This window comes from Ornithinibacillus sp. 4-3, from assembly GCF_040958695.1.
Taxonomy (GTDB): Bacteria; Bacillota; Bacilli; order Bacillales; family Amphibacillaceae; genus CALAMD01.
Map to the genome: position 1 here is coordinate 156,400 of NZ_CP162599.1, position 20,209 is coordinate 176,608.

The following is a 20,209-nucleotide window of genomic DNA, read 5'->3' on the forward strand; positions in this document are numbered from 1 at the left end:
TGATTTGGGTTTAGAAATACTTTCGGCTGGATTTTTCGTAAGATAGCTGGAACGGAGGTAGAATAGAACTTTGAGAATTTTTGTTGCTGGTGCAAGTGGTGTTATTGGCCGTTTATTAATTCCTTTGTTGGTAAAGGAGGGACATGAAGTATTTGGAATGACTCATAATACAGCGTCTAAAGGCCTTATTCAGGAAATAGGTGCTACTCCTGTGGTAGTGGATGTTTTCGATCGTGATGCTGTAATTTCGGCTTTTCGTGAAGTGCGTCCTGAGATTGTTATCCATCAACTCACCTCATTAAGTAAATATAATTTGGAAGACAATGCGAAAATTAGAAACTTAGGGACAAGAAATCTTGTTGATGCATCCCGAACTGTTGGAGTGAAGCGGATGATTGCTCAAAGTATTTCTTGGGCATATGAGCCAGACAGTTATCCGGCAACTGAAGAGAGCCTCTTAGATGTTAAGGCACCGGAGCCACGAAAAACAACTATTGATGGAGCGGTAGCTCTAGAGAATGCTGTTTCCGAAATGGAAGAGTTCGTTATTCTTCGATTCGGAATGCTTTACGGACCATCCACTTGGTATGATCCATCGGGAATGATTGCAGAGAAGGTTCGTAATCAAGAAATGAAGGCTACTGACGGCATAATGTCATTTTTACATATTGCAGATGCTGCACGAGCTACCCTCGCTGCACTAGAGTGGCCAAATGGGGCGGTCAACATAGTAGATGATGAGCCAGTTCCTGGAACGGTATGGCTCCCATACTATGCTTCATTAATTGGTGCTCCTGAACCTAAAGTCCAGGCGAGCAGCAACCGTGGTGAGCGTGGTGCTTCCAATGCTAAAGCACGGCAGGAGTATGGATGGGAACCCATTTTCCCGACCTGGTATGACGGATTCAGGGCGAGCTTAAGTTCATCTAATAACATCAAAAAATAATGAATGAATCATTTTTAGTATCAGGATAATCTCTCTGTGCTTTTGTCTAGCAGATCGTAACTCTGATTTTTTACCTTCACTGATTAGATTGAATTCTAATTCTGTGATGTTAGCCAAAGAAGAAGAATTACCCTGAAGCAGTAGAGGTTACAATTATGCTAGATGAGGTACTGTCAGTAAATCTTATTTACAATATTAAAATGTTTCAGCGTTAAAAGGCTCAATTTCTCTATAAATAAGATAGGGAAATTGAGCTTTTCGTTATTTCATAATACTTTTATCATCACTTTGAATGATTCACTATTGAAAATGGTAAACTCTGGATTCCTACATATTTAATCACATAGCTTACTGTGCTATCAATTTCCTATTAGGTTATTTATTATATATTTCTTCAAAAAAGAGTTGTCTTGTACATCTATCCCGACAGAGAAAACTCAAAAAAATGAACCAGCACATATCTTATAAAAGTATAGTTCTCTAACTCCTTAACTGAGCTAGGTACTCATCTATATTAACCAAAATGAATATCTTTATTATTAGAATGATATTAACTGGGGAGGAATCTTCATGGGATATTTTGTTACTGTAGAGCCAGGGGTGAATCTATATGTAGAGGATATTAATCGAGGAGGGGATAACACGGTCGTATTTTTACATGGCTGGCCTTTAAGCCATAAACAGTTTGAATATCAGTTTAATGTTCTTCCAGCTATGGGTTATCGTTGTATTGGTATTGACTGGAGGGGCTTTGGAAATTCAGATAAACCAATAGGTGATTATACATTTAACAAACTTGCAGATGATATCCGTCGAATAGTTGCTTCACTCCAATTAAATAACTTTACGCTTGTTGGTCACTCTACTGGAGGAGCTATCGCCATTCGGTATATGTCCCGTCATAACAATTTCGGAGTATCAAAGCTTATTTTAATTGATGCGGCTGCTCCAACTGGATTTACTACAGAAACGGCTAATAATTTTCTTAAAGACGTCTTAAATGACCGACCTAAAATGATACAGAATGTAATAGATAGTTTTTTCTTTCAGTATATAACAAAGTCATTTTCCAATTGGTTTTTGCAAATGGGATTACAAGCAGCAAGTTGGTCGACAACTGCTATTATAACTACCTTAAGGGATGAACAACTATATGCAGATCTTCCAAAAATTTATGTTCCTACTTTAATTATCCACGGTATCCATGATAAAGTTATTCCATTTTCTCAAGCTGAAACACTAAATGAAAAAATAAGCAATTCACGGCTTGTTCCTTTTCAATATAGTGGTCATGGGCCTTTTTGGGAAGAACGTGATAAGTTTAATCAACTATTGACACAATTTATTTAGTTTAGGCATTGTCCATTTAATATATCCTTTTTATTCATACAAGTAATCCTCTTAAGCCCAAGATATATACTTATTTGATTTTTCTATGATAATGATAGGGAAATCAATAAAACAATTCCTCACCATCATTTGGATAAAGTGATCCTTAATATTTTTATTTCCTAGCAACGGAGTTTTTGTGTTAAAAAATGCCTAATTCCACGAAAAAAAGTGGATTTAGGCATTTTTACTTCAACTTCAATATTACTCAATTGTCAAATCAATTTGTAGAATCGAAGAAGGATTTGGTATGATAGCAAATTTTATGATGAAGAAATCATCACTTTATCTTTTTCCATATTTATGGAAGGAAAATCTTTTTCTTTTAAAATCAAAAACTAAAACGCTGCAGATTTTAAGTCCCATCCTAAGGATGTAGTTTAGTTTATTTTAATCATTTATTCTGTTCACCTTTTAAAAATTTAATTTCAAACGGATATAAGATTAAATGAAAGCACATATGAACTAGTATCGCAGCAAGGATACCATTATTATAAAATTGCCATCCACAAATAATACCTACAAGCATATTACCAATAAAGATGTAACTATACAGTGTAAATGATTTTCCAGCTACTGAGGAACCTTGATAGTGCGCTAGTGTAAAAATCAAACTAGATACAACAATAGATATCCATACCGATATTCCTTCTGTTAGGAAAGATTGTGTTGCCCAAAGTAATAAACTCATTATTCCCCAACGAAAGATTAGCTCTTCCACTACACTTGCATATAGTATTCGATTCACGATGCCAATTGAATTTCTATGTTTTTCAATCTTATAAAAAGCTTTACCTAAAAGAGGTTTATAGAAGACATAATAGATTAAAATATGTGTAATTGAACATCCAATACCTACTAAGGTAGCTTCTATCCAACTACTAATATAGATATTCTCCGCATGAAGACTTATTTTATTAATTAATGCGACACCCAAAGCTACAAATACACTTAGGAATACAAGTTGTAAAATAATAACTACAGTAATGGGCGCTTCTCTTTTTCCCGAAGTCGTTTTATTATTAAGCAAAATGGAAGAAATAATTGTACCAGGGATAGAGATAGAAACAAGAATTATAAACACTACCCAATTAAACATGATTAGAATCCTCAGTAATGATATTATACAATTTTTGGGCAAAATCCCTAAATTGCTTTGTTTCTTTTAAGGATAATTTAGAATAATACTTTTCTATAACCAAGTCATCCATTTCATCATATTTTTTAAAAAATTCCTTTCCTTTCCCGTCGATTCTTACCAAAATTTCCCTTCTATTTTGTGGGTTGATACTTCTTGAGACATAGTTTCCTTGCTCTAATTTATTAACAAGCTGACTTACTGAACTTATTGATAGCTGTAATTTTTGAGATATGTCTTGAACTTTTGCTGGTTCAATCTCATGAATAAGATGGAGTACCATAAACTGCTTTGGAGGGAGTTCAATATCTAATAAAGAGTAATAATTAATTACTAAATGATGGTTGATTTTATCAAATAATGAGAAACCCTCTTTAATGAAATCACCTTGGTTCAAATTATTCACCCCTTAGCATTTATATACTTAAACAGTTTATTAACATAAATTGTTTAAGTATATAAATTATAATAACATGTACTTGAATTGTCAAGAGAGCTGATGTATTTTTTGTTGTAGATTGATGTATCCATACAAAAGGAGTACTAAGATCATTGCAGTTAGACTGCTATCATGAACAAGTTCTTTGATAATCTTGATGGGACATATCCGATAATTCACAGCTTGTTCCTTTTCAATATAGTGGTCATGGGCCTTCTTGGGAAGAACATGATAAGTTTAATCAACTATTGACACAATTTATTTAGTTTAGGCATTCTCCATTTAATATATCCTTTTTATTGATACAAGTAATCATCTAAGCCTAATATACACACTTATTTGATTTTCCTATGATAACGATAGGGAATATGATATTGTTTACGCTTCGCGGTTGCTCCTATAATAAAATTAAGTATTAATACTACAAAATTTTAAGGAGATGATTTGAATGACAAAAGCTGTTTTTTATCATGCAGGATGTCCAGTTTGTGTGGATGCGGAGCAAGTAGTTCTTGACTATCTTGACAAATCAAAAATTACTATAGAAATCGTGCATCTTGGTACAGATCAAAATCGAATTGAAGAAGCGGAGAAGGCGGGTGTGAAATCCGTTCCAGCATTATTAATTGGCGAAAATGTATATCATATCAATTATGGCGCGAGTCTAGATGAGGTTAAAGGATAATATCAAAAAGAAGGTGCTCCTGAGCGCCTTCTCTTGTTTTAGATTTATATTATACCTTTACGATACGCTTAGATGCCTAACTAAAGCTTTTACCCTTGACTGTTGTAATCAATTGTTCCATAAAGACACGACTAGCTGCACATAAGTATTTATTCTTTCGATAAATGATACCAATCTGAGTGGTAATTACCGGATCTTGAATCGGAATCGTTTGAATTTGTGGATGATCAAGATAATCTAAGTAAGCTTTTGGTAATATCGTGATGCCAACGCCCTCGCTAACCATATTGATGATTGTTTCCATTGTCGTTATTTCTAGTAAAGGCTGGGGAGTGAAACCCATGGAACGACACTGCTCATTAATCACTTGTCGCAAGAAATAGGTGTCAGGTAATAAGACAGAAGGCGTATCTTTGAGAATATAAGGTGTTACAAATGCTTCTTCCGCAATGGGATGACCGATAGGTGCTGCCAAAGCAAGATTTTCTTTATAGAGCGGAATCACTTCCAGGTCTTCATGCTCCATAGGTAAAAATACAATACCCAAATCAAGTTCATTTTGTAGTAGCCCTTTGTAAATATCACCAGTCCGTAGCCCATGCACAGAGAGCTCTACATTGGGATAATCATGCTGAAATCCGATAACAGTGGGGGGAAGCAAGTAATTAATAACCGTTAGAAGTGCACCAATTTTCAGTGTGCCTCTCTTTAGTCCTTGCAGTTCGCTAATCGCCGCACTTGCCTGTGAAAGTTCATGAACCACATTGTAGCTATGATGTAGCAATATTTTTCCTGCTTCTGTGAGCGCGTTTTTCTTACCAATGCGATCAAACAAGGGCATACCCACCTCATGCTCTAGCAAGCGAATTTGTTGACTTAGAGAGGGCTGGGCGATGCCAAGCTTTTCGGCAGCACGAGTAAAATGTAGTTCTTCACATAAAGTCATAAAATATTCCAATTGCCTTAGTTCCATTTGGCTTCCTCCTGAATTTACTTCTAAATAATAGGCATATTCTATTATTATATACTAATCTATAACAATATCTAATAGAATCAAGAGAAGGGGAATGGAACAAGTTTATAGCTAGGGCGGGCTTTTAGGTTTGTTACACAAATTCTTTCTCCAATTAAGAAGGAATACTTAGTTTACTGTGAGCAGTCTATTCATTGTGAAAGTAACTTGGAAGGTTACACAGGAGACATGCTTCTAGTAAAAAGGAAGGATATAATCATGCTATTCCATTTCTGTGGACGAAAGTTGAGTCCATAAAATATTTTAATATAGCTTGGAAAAATTAGTAGTTCATCTCTAGTACTTTAACCAAAAGGAGTTTGATATTGATGAGTCAACCTATCATAGAAAAAATAATGGTTGGTAAGCCAAAATCTTATGGGCAAAAAGAAGCAAAACAACCAATGGACCGTGAGTGGACTAGTGCGATTGTGAAGGAAGCTGTCCAAGGTAAGGTTTGGGCGGGAAAAACAAATATTCATGGGGATGGGCAAGCCGACCTCAAACATCATGGAGGACCAGAAAAAGCAATATTTGTCTATCCTATCTCTCATTATGATTATTGGCAAAAGAAGCTGCAAAAAAACGACTTTACTATTGGTGCTTTTGGTGAAAACTTAGCTGTTAAACACATTACTGAAGCCGACCTGTGTATCGGTGATATTTTCCATATCGGTGAAGCTATCGTACAAGTTTCACAACCTAGACAACCTTGTTGGAAGCCAGCGAGGCGCTGGAAGGTTAAAGACTTAGCTTTACAAATACAACAACAAGGCATGACAGGCTGGTATTTTCGTGTTCTTAAAGAAGGTGAAATTCAAGCAGGAGATTATCTTCGACTTCGAGAAAGGCCTTTTTCTGAATGGACAGTAGCTAGATGTAATGATATTATGCATAACCAAAAACATGATTTGGAATTAGCAGCTAGACTTGCTGCTTGTGAACTTCTTGCACCTAACTGGCGTAATACTTTAAGCAAACGAGCACAGGTTGGGGACAAGTTAGATATTCGTAATCGGGTAATCGGTCCAAATGAATAACCGTAATGGTGGCAGACATTCTTAAAGTGTGTCGCAGTGAAATATAGATTTAATTGCCATAATATGATCACTACTAATATATCATTCCACTTTCAACATGCATTAAAAGATGCAATTCTTCATCATTCTATTTTCAAGAAGAGGAATAGATCTTCGGATTTGAGAAAAAGTAAGTGTAATTATAGGATTTATAAGCAAACTACTTAAGAACAATAATCCTATATACAAAAGAAGTATCTATTTAACAAAAAGGAGAATGATGATGAATAAAGTAGCTATTGTTACTGGTTCTGCTGGAGGTTTGGGGAAAGGCATAGCAGAGAGATTATGCACAGATGGTTTTAAAGTGGTATTACATGATATAAATGAAGCATTGCTTAATGAAACAGTTGCAGAATTCAAAGAAAAAAACTTTGAAGTTATCGGTGTCAAAGGTGATGTATCTATCCGAGAAGACCAATTTAATTTAGTTAAAGCAGCAGTGGATGAGTTTGGTCATGTAGATGTATTGGTAAACAATGCAGGTATAGAAGCAGTTTCTCCAATTCTGAAAATCACGGAAGAACAGCTTGAACGATTATTTAAAATTAATGTGAATGGTGTAGTCTATGGTACACAAGCGGCAGCTGAGCAGTTTATCAAGCAGGAAACAAAAGGAAAGATAATTAATGCTTGTAGTATCGCTGGTCATGAATCATATGAAATGCTAGGCACATATTCTGCAACGAAGCATGCTGTAAAATCTTTCACACATTCAGCTGCTAAAGAATTTGCTAAGCATAAAATAACAGTAAATGCATATTGTCCTGGTGTTGCAAAAACAAAAATGTGGGATAGAATTGACGAAGAAATGGTTAAATACAGCGATGATTTAAAGCCAGGCGAAGCTTTTGAGCAATTTTCTGCAGGAATTGCCTTGAAACGATTTCAAACACCTAAAGATGTTGCTGATCTAGTTTCTTTCCTAGCGTCTGATGACTCTGATTATATTACTGGTCAAGCGATTGTAACAGACGGTGGTTTAGTATATAGATAATAACTCGCTTCATAGCTTTACTAAAGTCTTCTCTTCTACAGAGGAAGTTTGGCCAAATCTTATTGAAAAAAAGTTATATATATATAAAAGAGCCATTCAAAGTTGATTTCCAACTTTGAATGGCTCTTTTGTAGTATTTATCTTTTAGATGCACGGCTTTACAGATGGGGAATAAATGCCTGTCATTTTTAGTAAAAGATGTATTCATTGACTTCCTTCATCATCTACTCAAACATCCTAGCTTTCAATACTCGCCTGCGCTACAGCTAAGCGTGCAGCTGGAATTCGATATGGTGAGCAAGAGACATAATCAATACCAATTTTTTGGAAGAATGGGATTGATTTTGGATCTCCACCTACTTCCCCGCAAATACCAATCAATATATTTTCTTTTGTTTCTCGAGCTTTTTGGACCGCTATTTTAATTAATTCCCCTACGCCGTTTTGATCAAGCGTTTGAAAGGGGTCTTGTGTGATAATATCTTTTTCCTTATAAGTATTAATGAATTTTCCAATATCATCTCTTGAAAAGCCATATGTCATTTGGGTTAAGTCATTTGTTCCAAAGCTAAAGAAATCAGCATTTTTAGCAAGCTGGTCTGCAATTAGACAAGTTCGAGGTAATTCAATCATTGTGCCAATTTCATAAGAAATAGGCTCCATTTCATGTTGTTGGAATACTGCCTCAATCTTATCGATTAACATGTCTTTTAAAAAGGTTAACTCTGATTCCTCAGCAATTAAGGGAATCATGATTTCAGGAACAATGTTATGTCCTTCTTGTGTTAATTGGATAACACTATTAAAAATAGCTTCTACCTGCATTTGGTAAATTTGTGGTTCGGTGATTCCTAATCGACATCCGCGATGGCCTAGCATAGGGTTCGTTTCCTGAAGTTGCTCAATTTGTTTTTTGATAGCAGAAGCAGGCTTATCTAGTTTTTTAGCTAATTGTTCCATTTCAGTTGTCTCATGCGGTAAGAATTCATGCATTGGTGGATCAAGTAAACGAATAACTAGTGGTTTGTCTTGAACCGTTTGGAACATTTGATAAAAATCATCCTGTTGAAAGGCAAGTAATCGTTCTAACGCTAGTTTCATTTCGCCTTCATTCTTTGCTAAAATTAAACGTCTCATTTCTAGAACTCGTTCTTCTCCAAAAAACATATGCTCCGTTCTAGCTAAACCAATACCAGTTGCTCCAAATTCCATAGCAGTTGCTAAATCTTGAGGTGTTTCAGCATTTGCTCTCACCTTTAATGTAGCAAATTCATCCGCCCAAGTAAGTAATACTTGAAGGTTCTGATCATTGTCGGCAATTACGGTTGGAATACTACCTAAATATACATTTCCAGCACTTCCATCAACAGAGATAATATCTCCCTCAGTTAATTTCTGATCTCCGCAAATAATTGTTTTTGCTTCTTCATTAACAGAAAAGGCTTCACAACCTGTTATACAACAAGTTCCCATTCCACGAGCAACTACAGCAGCATGAGATGTCATGCCTCCGCGGCTAGTAACAATAGCCTCACTAACAATCATTCCTTCGATATCTTCTGGAGAAGTTTCTTGACGTACTAAAATTACTTTTTTACCGAGATTATGATATTCCTTTGCCTTTTCAGCAGTAAAAACAATTTCACCTGTAGCTGCACCTGGGCTAGCAGGCAATCCTTGTGCTAATAATGGAGCATTTTCAACTTTTGTAGCATCGAAGATAGGATGAATTAATTGATCAATGGTATCTGGTGTAACACGTAAAAGGGCTTCTTTTTTAGAAATAAGTTTTTCTTCTACTAAATCTAACGCGGTTTTTAAAGTAGCTTTAGCCGTACGTTTCCCATTTCTAGTTTGAAGAATAAATAATTTACCATTTTCAATCGTAAATTCGATATCTTGCATATCTTTATAGTGCTTCTCTAGAATATTGGCATATTTGACAAAGTCAGTATAGGCTTCAGGGAGTATGTCATTTAATACTTCGATTGGTTCTGGTGTCCGAATTCCAGCAACTACATCTTCACCTTGGGCATTAATTAAAAACTCACCGAACATTTTATTCTCTCCAGTAGCTGGATTTCTAGTGAATACTACTCCAGTACCACTGGTATTACCACTATTACCAAAAACCATGGATTGAATGTTTACAGCAGTTCCTAAATGATGAGGAATATCATGCAATTCACGATAAACCTTTGCTCGTTGATTATTCCATGATTTAAAAACAGCTTTAGTTGCTTCTGTTAATTGATCTATCGGATTTTGTGGAAAAACAATATTATTTTCTGCATATAGTTGTTTATAAGCTTCAATTAATTGTTGGTGTTCATCCACTTCAAAATAATCAACTTGTTTATCCAACTGTATTTCCATTTTCTGAAGCAATAAATTATATTTTTCCTTATTAATATCATAAACAACATCGCCAAACATTTGTAATAACCGACGGTAACAGTCATAGGCAAATGCTGTGCTAGTTAGTTTAGCTAAAGATTGCACTCTAGAATCATTTAGCCCTAGGTTCAAAATGGTATCCATCATACCAGGCATGGAGGAGGCAGCACCACTTCGAACAGAAACGAGTAAAAGATTTTCATTTTTCGTGAAGGATTTTCCCGTTTGATTTTCTAGTTTATCAATTGCTTTTAAAATTTCATCTTTTAAATCTGAATCGAAAAAGGAAGGCGTTTTTAAATAGTTCATACAGCTTTCAGTAGTTATGGTAAATCCCGGTGGAACTGGTAAACCAAGATTAGTCATTTCAGCCAAATTTGCACCTTTACCTCCTAGAAGTTCTTTCTCATCACTGCGACCTTCTTCAAAAAAGTAAACTAACTTTGTCATATAATGCCTCCTATTTTTTAAATATGTGTCACATTTAACTGATTTAATCTTAATATGACATAATATATTTGTCAATATCATAAATGATACGTCATATATAAGACATGTTATTGAATAATTATCTTATATATGTATAATAAAACGCATAATGATATAAGAATTTCATTATATTTGAGGAGGAAATAATGAAGCTGAGTGAAAGGCAAGAGCACATAATAGAGATAGTCAAAGAACATCAACCAGTTAGTGGTGAAAAAATTTCGAAATTATTAGATGTATCAAGAGCAACATTGAGATCTGATTTATCCTTTTTAACGCTTGCTGGAATCCTACAAGCTACACCTAAAATTGGTTATACATATACTGGAGCGGATTTAGAAGCTTTATTTTTTTTCAAAACATTTAGTACAAAAGTCAATGAAGTGATGATGCCACCTTTACTGATTAATAATAATACTTCCATTAGAGATGCAATTACGACCTTATTTATGTATGATGTAGGTTCTCTATATGTTACAGATGAAGAGAAGCTTTTAGTCGGAGTTTTATCTCGTAAAGACTTATTAAGAGCATCATTGAATACGAATATTGATAATACACCTGTAGCTGTCTGTATGACTCGAGTACCTCATATTAAAACTTGTTCTAAGGATATGGATATTTTAGAAGCGGCTAGTATTCTTCAAGATTTTGAGGTAGATTCATTGCCGGTAGTTGATGAGACCAATGATAGACAGGTAATTGGTAAAATTACTAAAACTAGAGTGTTAAATTTTATTACTCAACAAGCTAGAAATGTAGAATTAAATAGATAAAGGGGACTAATTATGAGAAATGAAATCGTTATTTACACCATTTCTGATTCACTAGGGGAAACTTCGCAAAAATTTTTATCAGCTGTATTAGCACAATATCCAGATTTAACCTTTAATATTAGCTATAAATTCCCTTTTGTGAACAAAGAGGAAGAGTTACTTGGAATTTTACGGGATGCGCTGAATGATAAGGCGCTTGTTATAAGTACATTAGTGAATAATGAATTGGCAGAGGCAGCAAGAAAATTTAGCAGTCAAAATCATTTACTCTATCTGGATTTAATGAGTCCCTTTTTCGACATTATTAGATCCATGACAGGAGCTAATCCAATAGAAAAACCAGGTACTGTACATAAGTTAGATACGGAGTATTTTAATAAAATAGCGGCTATTGAATTTGCGGTGAAGTATGATGATGGCAAGAACCCCCAAGGATTTCTAGATTCAGATATAGTCATACTAGGAGTTTCCCGTACTTCAAAAACCCCGCTAAGTATGTATTTGGCAAATAGAGGACATAAAGTTTCAAATCTCCCGCTAATTCCCGAGGTTCCTTTACCTCAAGTTTTAGCAGAGGTAGATAGAAAAAGAATTATTGGTTTAATTTGTCATCCAGATAATCTATCTAGAATTAGAAGTAATCGTTTAGATTCTTTAGGATTGAATCATACTTCCAGCTATACAAACTTAGAAAAAATTTATGCTGAATTAGAGTATTCAAAACAAGTATTTAAAGAATACGGTGCTTATGTAATAGACGTTACAGACAAGTCAATCGAGGAAACAGCCTATATGGTAGAGGAATATTTGAAAAGCTTTGAGGAGCTAGGTCAAAGCTAGTTTTAATATAAACAAAGAGATTGGGACAAACGGAAAAACAAAGCTTGAAATCCGAACTATATTCAAATGAAGCGGAGGAAATATACGTAGACTCCTGTGGGAAAGCGAAGTGTGAAGACCCCACAGGAAAAGTGTATTTCTTTTCCAAGGAGGCTGAGGACAAGCCCACAAAAAGCGAAGTATATTTCCGAAGCGGTTATTTACACAATTTATGTTCGGAATTAATTAAGTAATAAAATCTTTTGTCTCAACCTCTTTCTTAGATAAGCTTTATAAAATAATTTTTATATTTTGCTATACCCTAGCTTTCTAGAAACACTTCTTCCAGTTTTCATAATTTGCTCTGCCAAATAATTCAACCGCTCTTTCGTAAGATTAAAATCAACAAATCCAATACTTACTGCACCTATCACCTTATTCAAGTGATTAAATACGGGGGCAGCTACAGAGGATGTGCCAGGAGTCCGTTCGCTGTGACTCTCACTAAATCCTTGCTGTTTTATGAGATTCAATTGGTTTTGGAATGCTTCTCTTTCCTTTATTTCTACTAAAGCATTAATAATTTCCTCTGCTTGATATTTAGGCATATTCGCAAGCATTGCTTTGTTTGCTGCCCCAATATTCATCGGAATCCGTATACCTAACTGATCATAGATACGAATTTGTTTTTGTGAATCTATCCGTTCTATGATTAAGGCAGATAAGCCATCTGGCTTGTTAAAATAAACGGTCTCTCCTGTTTCATACATCAACTTTTCCAATTCAGTGCGAACTACTTCGCTAAAATCCAAATTATCATATAGCTGTAAACCATACTTTAGCCATGTATTGCCTAGTCGGTAAAATTTTGTCCCTTGATTTTGCTCAATTAATCCATGTTTTATCATTCCGTTTAAAAGCCTATGCATTGTACTGAGTGGAAGGTTGCATCGCTTGGAAAGTACTGATATAGAAAGTTCTCTCTCCTCGCTAGATGATAATATTTCTGTAATTTGCATTATCCGATCGATCGTTTGCATCGAATCTATCCCCTTCATTTAATTTGTTGATACTTCATAGTAATCTAAAAATTTAGATCAGCCAGTATTGACAATAGGTTGTTAAGGCTATTATAATCATTTTAATATTTCCTGTAAAAAGAAAAGTTTTCCGTTAAACGGAAAAGGAGGGTGAAAGATGGCTTATAGTAATTCCATGTTTAAAAAAATGAAGCATGTTATTGTAAAGCATCCAAAAGATGCCTTTATTAGTCAAGAACATTTAAGCAATGAATGGAAAACATTCAATTATATAGAAGAGCCAGATTATAAAGAGGCAATACAAGAATATGAGCAATTTTTGTCTATTTTAAAAGAACATGTCGAACAAATAGATTTTTTGCCTGCATCTAATAAGACAGGCCTTGATTCATTGTATGCACATGACCCTGTTAAGTTTACAAATGAAGGCGCAATTATATTAAAATCTGGAAAAGCGCTGAGACAACCTGAAGCAGAGGTTTTTCAAAAATTTTTGGAAGAAAAAAATATCCCGGTTATTGGTAGACTTTCCGGTGGTGCAGTATCAGATGGTGGAGATATTGTGTGGCTGGATGATCGGACATTGGCAGTTGGGCGAGGATATCGTACAAATGATGAAGCAATCAGGCAGCTAAGAGCAATGACAGAGGGAATGGTTGATGAGTTTATTGTTGTGCAGTTGCCACATGATCAAGGCGAAGAAGAATGTTTACATCTAATGTCCTTTATCAGTATGGTTGATAAAGACTTGGCCGTTGTTCATTCCCGTCTAATGCCTGTATTTTTTAGACAGTTATTAATCGAGCGTGGAATTCAATTGATTGAAGTCTCCAAAGAAGAATATGATAATCTAGGCTGTAATGTACTAGCATTGGCACCAAGAGTTTGTGTTATATCAGCTGGTAATGAGGAAACGAAAAGGAAACTAGAAGAAGCAGGGGCTACGGTATATGAATATAAAGGTACGGAGATTTCCTATAAAGGAACAGGTGGTCCTACATGTTTGACAAGCCCTGTTGTGCGAGTATGATAGAAAATGTTTAAATAGATAATCGTACAATAGAAAGAAGTTACTTAAATGGTCTGACAATAAGTGATTTAAGAAAGCATAGCCACGAAACATTACTTTTTCAACATGATGCTATAATTCGACACAATGAACAGATTTGTTTTATGTCGATTCCCGATGTTTTAAATTGTCGAGGAAAAATTTTTTATCAATAAAGAGAAATTTAGGATGGGAAAGAGGTCAGGATAATGATAGAGAGAAAATGGGGAACCCCCGAAAGTTTAAAGGAATTGCTTTTGGAAGTTGTCAGTTGGAAAAGCATGACATTAACAGAAGGAGAACGTCAATTTCCAGTAAAACTGAAGAAGAAACTGGAAGCAGTTCCCTATTTTCAAGAGAATTCTAATTATCTGGCACTTCATGAGGCTGACTTAGGAAGGAAGTTTTTAACAGCCCTTTATAAACATCCTGAAGCAAGGGAGACCATCTGTTTAATCAGTCATTTTGATACAGTGAATACAGAAGAATATGGAGACCTTGAGCCACTGGCAACACAGCCCGAAAAAATAACAAAAGCTTTACATGATCGGAAAAATGAATTGCCACAGGATGCACGAGAAGATTTGGAGTCAGGTGAATACTTATTTGGTCGTGGTACGATGGACATGAAAATGGGGTTAGTCCTTCATATGTCTCTTATTGAAAAAGCAAGTGTGGAGAAATGGCCAATTAATTTATTGCTATTGACTGTTCCTGACGAGGAAGTTAACTCTTCAGGGATGAGATGTGCCGTGGAAACATTAATCACTTTACAACAGAATTATAATTTAACCTATAAATTATTCCTGAACAGTGAGCCAGTTTTCACAGAGGAATCAAATCAGCATTATTTGTATACTGGTACCATTGGGAAAATGTTACCTGCAGCTCTTATTTATGGAAAAGAAACACATGCAGGGAAACCATTGAGCGGCTTAACATCGCCTTATATAACATCTTATCTGACACAAGAAATGGAATTTAATGATTTATTTCAAGAGACTTCCTATAGTGAAACATCACCTCTTCCAGTGACTTTGCAACAAAAGGATCTAAAGATGGAATACTCGACGCAAACACCATACCGCTCAGCAGCATTATATAATATTTTTTTGATGGAGCGGAATGCAAATGAGGTGTTTCATTTATTCGAACAGGTGGCTGAAACTGCAGCGAAGAAATGTAATGTTGACTACCAGCAAATTTGTCAAAAACAGCAAATGAATCCAATTGGCGAAGTAAAGGTAATTCGTTATAAGGATTTACTAGACTGCGCCATACGCAAATTTGGAGTTGAATTTATCGAGCAGATAAAAGAAGATGTACATGCTCATGAAGAATGGGATGATCGCGAAAAATCATTGCGCATAACGGATAGATTGATGATCGAATGTCAGGAATTAGGTCCAGCAATCGTTGTTTTATTAGCACCTCCTTATTATCCAGCAGTTAATTCAACAGGAAATGAATTAATTGAGACTTGTACGGATTTTGTATCTAAAACAGCAGCAGAGAAATTTGGGCTTTCGATAGAACGAAAACACTATTTTAATGGTTTATGTGATTTGAGTTATGTAAACTATTCTGGATCTAGTCAGGGATGGACTTCTTTTGAGGAAAATACGCCAGTCTGGGGAAATAGCTATACGATTCCATTTGAAAGTATGAAACAATTAAATGCACCAGTATTAAATGTTGGACCGTTAGGAAAAGATGCACATAAACGTACAGAGCGATTGCATATGCGAAATGCGTTTGAAGAAGTACCAATTATTTTAGAAGAGATGATTGGGATGATAGCTGAAATATATGGAAAAGATATGGTAAAAATTCGCTGACAGAGAATCAAAAAATACAGACAAAATAGATGTCTGTATTTTTTTGTGCGCTAGATTACTTATCACAACGAAAGAAGCATAATTAGCTCATTTAATATCAAACATCTAACACAAGACAAAATCTAAATATTTTTGTCATTTCTCCAATTCATGTTAAGAAACTCCATCATTTGAGAATTTTTTAATAAAAAATATCAAACATCGATAAACCCTTTTCACCCTTCACTAATTAGATTTAAAAAGCGGTTGTATGAGGTGAATAGTCATTAATTTTTATTTTTCTACATACATAAAAGTAGTGTATCTTTAATAAAAATTTACTAATGATTTTGAATTAATTAAATTGGCAAAAAATAAAATACTGTGCTAAAATAGCACGTGAATTGAATTCTGGAACAATATTTCAATATATGAAATAAGGGGGAGTTTTTTTGAAGAAAAGGTGGATTTTGTTACTTTTGGTTGGAATGCTTACTGTATTAGCAGCTTGTGGATTTTCAGGGCCAGAAGAAAGTGAAGATGCTGAAGGGCCAGATGATGGAAATGATAGTACTGAAGAACCTGCTAGTGCTGAGGCTGATTCAGAACAAGTGCTTAATTTAACAACAACCTCAGAGATTGCTTCTCTAGATATTAAAGAAGAGCATGGAGTATTAACGCCAATAGCAAATACGAGAGAAGGATTATATTATATAGATAGGGATCACCAACCTGCATTAGCTGGTGCTGAGAGTCATGATATCAGTGATGATGGTTTAGTTCATACATTTACGATTCGTGATAATGTTTGGTCGAACGGAGATCCAGTAACAGCACATGACTATGAATACTCATGGAAGCGAATGGTTGGAGAAGTTGGATATTATGCTTATTCATTTGCGAATGCAAATATTGCTAATGCACAAGCGATTATGGATGGAGAAGCCGATGCTGATGAGCTTGGAGTTGAAGCGACAGATGATAAGACACTTGTCGTAACATTATCTGAACCATATCCATCATTCACACAATCACTAGCATTCCCAGCATTTGGACCAATTAACCAAGCGTTCCAAGAGGCAGCGGGTGATCAATATGGGCAAGAAGCAGATCAAGTTCTTTCAAATGGGCCATTCTATATTTCTGAGTGGAATCATGGTCAAGGATGGCAATTTAAGAAAAATGAAACTTATTGGAATGCGGATGAAGTAACGCTTGAGGAAGTTAATGTAAGCGTTGTCAAAGAAGAGTCGACAGCTGTAAACTTATATGAATCTGGGGATAGTGATCTAGTAGAAATTTCAGCAGCATTTATTGACAACTATTCATCTGATGAGAATTTTTCAACAGAACAAACCGCGATGATTCGTTTCTTACGTTTTAACCATAACCATGAAGCGTTAAGTAATGTGAATTTACGTCGTGCACTTGATATGGGATGGGATAAACAATCTTTAACAGATATCGTATTAAAAAATGGGTCAATTCCAATGAATTACATCGTTCCTAATATTCATATTGGACCAACAGGGGAAACATTCCGTGATATTAATGGGGACTTCGGCGGAACACTTGAGGAAGCACAAGATTATTATGCAACAGCTTTAGAGGAGCTGGGTGTATCCACACTTGAATTAGGTCTTTTAACAGCGGATGATACAGATGATCGTGCGACAGCTGAATATTTGAAAGATCAATGGGAAAGCAATTTAGAAGGACTTACAATTAATATTGTTCTTCAGCCATTCCAAAGTCGTTTAGATATGGAAAAAGCGATTGACTATGATATTTCAATGTCGACCTACACACCGTCTTTCCCAGAGCCACAGCAGTATATAGGTATGTGGGAAACAGGTGCCAACTTTAACCGAATGGATTATTCAAACCCAGCTTTAGATGAGCTAATTAATGCTGCCAGGGTTGAGCTTGATGAACAAAAGCGTTATGATTTACTACTTGAAGCAGAACAAATTTTATTTGAAGAAGATCAAGCAATCGCACCAATGTACCAAAATTCACGTGCTCTTGTAATGCAGCCATATGTAAAAGACCTAGTTTATCATCCAACTATTCCTGATTATGATTTACGCTGGGCATATATTGAAGGGAAGTAATTGACAAGAAAAGAAGGAGGACGTATCAAATCGATACATCCTCTTCTTTTTCTTCAAAGTGCATGAAGAGGGAGTGGTGAAGATGAGTAAGTATATTTTAAAGCGTTTAGGCTATATGTTCACTGCATTATTCGTAATTGTTACATTGACATTTTTATTAATGCAACTTCTACCCGGAACCCCATATGGAAATGTAGATGAGTTAACGGATAATCAAATTGAATTATTAGATAAGCGGTATGGCCTTGATCAACCAGTTGCTATCCAATATGTTAAGTATATTGGAAATTTAGTAAAAGGTGATTTAGGAATTTCATTTACATATACGGGACGTTCAGTAAATACGATTATTGCTGAACGAATTGGCCCGTCCGCTTTAATTGGTATGCAAGGACTCGTGTTAGGAATAATTGTTGGATTAACATTGGGGATTGTGTCTGCTCTTAGACATAATACATTTTTAGATTATGGCTCTGTAGTTGTTGCTGTTCTAGGAATGTCCATTCCATCCTTTATTTTCGCAGCATTGATGCAATATTATATAGGTGTACAGTGGAAGCTGCTACCTCCGGCCCTATGGAATGGGTATGCGAATACGATTATGCCTAGTATTGCATTATCGGTTACGGTGATGGCAACGGTTGCTCGTTTTATTCGTTCGGAAATGCTAGAAGTCCTAGGCCAGGATTATGTAATTACTGCTCGAGCAAAAGGGATTAGTCAATTTAATGTAACAGTGAAACATGTTATTCGTAATGCGCTTATTCCCGTTTTAACGATGCTTGCACCATTGACTGTAGGCCTCTTAACCGGAACATTAGTAATTGAGAAGATATTTGCTGTTCCTGGGATCGGAGAACAATTTACGATGTCGATTTTAGTAAATGATTATAGCGTGATTATGGGAATCACCATTTTCTATAGCTTTTTATTTGTTGCGATTATTTTTATTGTGGATTTAATGTATGGCTTATTAGATCCTCGTATTCGCCTTGATGGGAGTGATCGCTCATGACACAGCAAAATAGAGATATTTCTGATGATTTGTTTACTCCAGATCCAATTGTTGGGAAAAAGGAATTACAAATTTCAGATGAACCTCAACTTAGTTTTTGGAAAGATGCATGGGTACGACTGAGAAGAAATAAAGGCGCTGTTATTAGTATCTTTTTACTACTTTTTATCATCGTCATGGCTTTTGTCGGACCGATGTTGAATGATTATACGTATAAAGATCAAAATGTTGCACATTCCCATATGCCGCCAAAAGTCGCTGGACTTGAATGGTTAGGATTTGATGGGATCGATCGAAACGGAGTCGATCTTTATGCAGAACGTAATTTCGATGGAGCATACTGGTTTGGAACAGATCAGTTCGGTCGTGATATTTGGACACGTGTTTGGGAAGGAACAAAAATATCGTTATATATTGCATTTTTAGCTGCATCCCTTGATTTAATCATTGGGGTAATTTATGGAGGAATCTCTTCTTTTTACGGAGGGCGTGTCGATAATGTCATGCAGCGAATTATTGAGGTTTTAGTTGGGATCCCAAACTTAATCTTAATTGTTTTGTTTATTTTAATTCTTGAACCGGGTATTTTATCTATCACGCTCGCACTCGTTATTACTGGGTGGGTTAATATGGCCCGTGTCGTGCGGGGGCAGCTACTACAGTTAAAAGGTCAAGAATTTGTATTAGCGTCTCGGGCATTAGGAGCGAGTGACTTTAAGCTTATTTCGAAACATTTACTCCCTAATGCACTCGGTTCCATTATTGTTACATTAATGTTCACGATTCCAACAGCTATTTTCTTTGAAGCGTTTTTAAGCTTTATTGGACTTGGACTTCAGCCACCACTCGCATCACTAGGAGTGTTAATTGATGATGGGTATAAAACAATGCAATTGCTTCCTTATAAAATGGTTTATCCAGCAATTATCATCAGTGTGATCATGATTAGCTTTAACGTGCTGGCAGATGGATTGCGAGATGCATTAGATCCGAAAATGCGGAAGTAGGA

General features: G+C 35.5%; 17 protein-coding genes and 1 pseudogene. 13 read left to right on the top strand and 5 right to left on the bottom strand.

Going from position 1 to position 20,209, the window contains the following annotated elements; translation table 11 throughout:
- Positions 1–70: 70 nt before the first annotated feature.
- The gene (locus AB4Y30_RS00845) at positions 71–946 is read left to right on the top strand and encodes an NAD-dependent epimerase/dehydratase family protein (RefSeq protein WP_368653645.1); all 876 of its coding nucleotides are present in this window, start codon (positions 71–73) and stop codon (positions 944–946) included.
- Between the two features lie 570 nt (positions 947–1,516).
- The gene (locus AB4Y30_RS00850) at positions 1,517–2,296 is read left to right on the top strand and encodes an alpha/beta fold hydrolase (protein WP_368653646.1); all 780 of its coding nucleotides are present in this window, start codon (positions 1,517–1,519) and stop codon (positions 2,294–2,296) included.
- A 433-nt stretch (positions 2,297–2,729) separates the two neighbouring features.
- On the opposite strand, the gene AB4Y30_RS00855 is transcribed toward AB4Y30_RS00850, so the two are convergent.
- Both AB4Y30_RS00855 and AB4Y30_RS00860 read right to left on the bottom strand, forming a co-directional pair.
- Positions 2,730–3,434, bottom strand: a complete 705-nt coding sequence (locus tag AB4Y30_RS00855; protein WP_368653647.1) for a CPBP family glutamic-type intramembrane protease — start codon at positions 3,432–3,434, stop codon at positions 2,730–2,732.
- A complete protein-coding gene (locus AB4Y30_RS00860; protein ID WP_368653648.1) occupies positions 3,427–3,870 on the bottom strand; it encodes a MarR family winged helix-turn-helix transcriptional regulator in 444 nt (147 codons plus the stop codon). Before AB4Y30_RS00860 ends, AB4Y30_RS00855 begins: the two co-directional genes overlap by 8 nt.
- A gap of 215 nt (positions 3,871–4,085) precedes the next feature.
- Between AB4Y30_RS00860 and AB4Y30_RS00865 the strand changes: the two are divergent.
- Both AB4Y30_RS00865 and AB4Y30_RS00870 read left to right on the top strand, forming a co-directional pair.
- Positions 4,086–4,178, top strand: a pseudogene (locus tag AB4Y30_RS00865) (alpha/beta hydrolase); the annotation flags it as partial.
- Between the two features lie 182 nt (positions 4,179–4,360).
- Entirely contained in the window at positions 4,361–4,597 is a 237-nt protein-coding gene (locus AB4Y30_RS00870) for a glutaredoxin family protein (RefSeq protein WP_368653649.1), read from the top strand.
- Positions 4,598–4,673: 76 nt separating this feature from the next.
- Here the strand turns inward: AB4Y30_RS00870 and AB4Y30_RS00875 are convergent, their stop codons facing one another.
- Positions 4,674–5,570, bottom strand: a complete 897-nt coding sequence (locus tag AB4Y30_RS00875; protein ID WP_368653650.1) for a LysR family transcriptional regulator — start codon at positions 5,568–5,570, stop codon at positions 4,674–4,676.
- A 368-nt stretch (positions 5,571–5,938) separates the two neighbouring features.
- Between AB4Y30_RS00875 and AB4Y30_RS00880 the strand changes: the two genes are divergently transcribed.
- Positions 5,939–6,649 (top strand): MOSC domain-containing protein, encoded by a 711-nt coding sequence (locus tag AB4Y30_RS00880; protein ID WP_368653651.1) that lies wholly within the window; start codon positions 5,939–5,941, stop codon positions 6,647–6,649.
- 262 nt (positions 6,650–6,911) lie between these two features.
- Entirely contained in the window at positions 6,912–7,685 is a 774-nt protein-coding gene (locus AB4Y30_RS00885; protein ID WP_368653652.1) for an acetoin reductase, read from the top strand.
- Positions 7,686–7,922: 237 nt separating this feature from the next.
- Here AB4Y30_RS00885 and ppdK read toward each other — a convergent pair whose 3' ends face one another.
- On the bottom strand, positions 7,923–10,532 hold the full coding sequence (gene ppdK, locus AB4Y30_RS00890; RefSeq protein WP_368653653.1) for a pyruvate, phosphate dikinase: 2,610 nt from the start codon (positions 10,530–10,532) through the stop codon (positions 7,923–7,925).
- Between the two features lie 185 nt (positions 10,533–10,717).
- Here ppdK and AB4Y30_RS00895 point away from each other — a divergent pair, with 185 nt between their 5' ends.
- On the top strand, positions 10,718–11,347 hold the full coding sequence (locus AB4Y30_RS00895) for a CBS domain-containing protein (RefSeq protein WP_368653654.1): 630 nt from the start codon (positions 10,718–10,720) through the stop codon (positions 11,345–11,347).
- 12 nt (positions 11,348–11,359) lie between these two features.
- Positions 11,360–12,187, top strand: coding sequence for a pyruvate, water dikinase regulatory protein (locus tag AB4Y30_RS00900; RefSeq protein WP_368653655.1), 828 nt, complete (start codon positions 11,360–11,362; stop codon positions 12,185–12,187).
- A 284-nt stretch (positions 12,188–12,471) separates the two neighbouring features.
- On the opposite strand, the gene AB4Y30_RS00905 is transcribed toward AB4Y30_RS00900, so the two are convergent.
- Positions 12,472–13,206, bottom strand: coding sequence for an IclR family transcriptional regulator (locus AB4Y30_RS00905; protein WP_368653656.1), 735 nt, complete (start codon positions 13,204–13,206; stop codon positions 12,472–12,474).
- Positions 13,207–13,363: 157 nt separating this feature from the next.
- On the opposite strand from AB4Y30_RS00905, the gene AB4Y30_RS00910 reads away from it, so the two are divergent.
- From AB4Y30_RS00910 to opp3C, 5 genes are all read left to right on the top strand, one after another.
- Positions 13,364–14,236 carry a dimethylarginine dimethylaminohydrolase family protein gene (locus AB4Y30_RS00910; protein ID WP_368653657.1) on the top strand — a complete coding sequence of 291 codons (873 nt, stop codon included), beginning with the start codon at positions 13,364–13,366 and terminating at the stop codon, positions 14,234–14,236.
- A gap of 227 nt (positions 14,237–14,463) precedes the next feature.
- Positions 14,464–16,092: a M20/M25/M40 family metallo-hydrolase gene (locus AB4Y30_RS00915; protein ID WP_368653658.1), complete on the top strand. Its 1,629-nt coding sequence runs from the start codon at positions 14,464–14,466 to the stop codon at positions 16,090–16,092.
- A 431-nt stretch (positions 16,093–16,523) separates the two neighbouring features.
- Positions 16,524–18,185 carry a peptide ABC transporter substrate-binding protein gene (locus AB4Y30_RS00920; protein ID WP_368653659.1) on the top strand — a complete coding sequence of 554 codons (1,662 nt, stop codon included), beginning with the start codon at positions 16,524–16,526 and terminating at the stop codon, positions 18,183–18,185.
- A gap of 82 nt (positions 18,186–18,267) precedes the next feature.
- Positions 18,268–19,200, top strand: coding sequence for an ABC transporter permease (locus AB4Y30_RS00925; RefSeq protein ID WP_368653660.1), 933 nt, complete (start codon positions 18,268–18,270; stop codon positions 19,198–19,200).
- Positions 19,197–20,207: an oligopeptide ABC transporter permease gene (gene opp3C / locus AB4Y30_RS00930; protein ID WP_368653661.1), complete on the top strand. Its 1,011-nt coding sequence runs from the start codon at positions 19,197–19,199 to the stop codon at positions 20,205–20,207. The genes AB4Y30_RS00925 and opp3C overlap by 4 nt, the downstream gene beginning before the upstream one ends.
- Positions 20,208–20,209 lie beyond the last annotated feature (2 nt).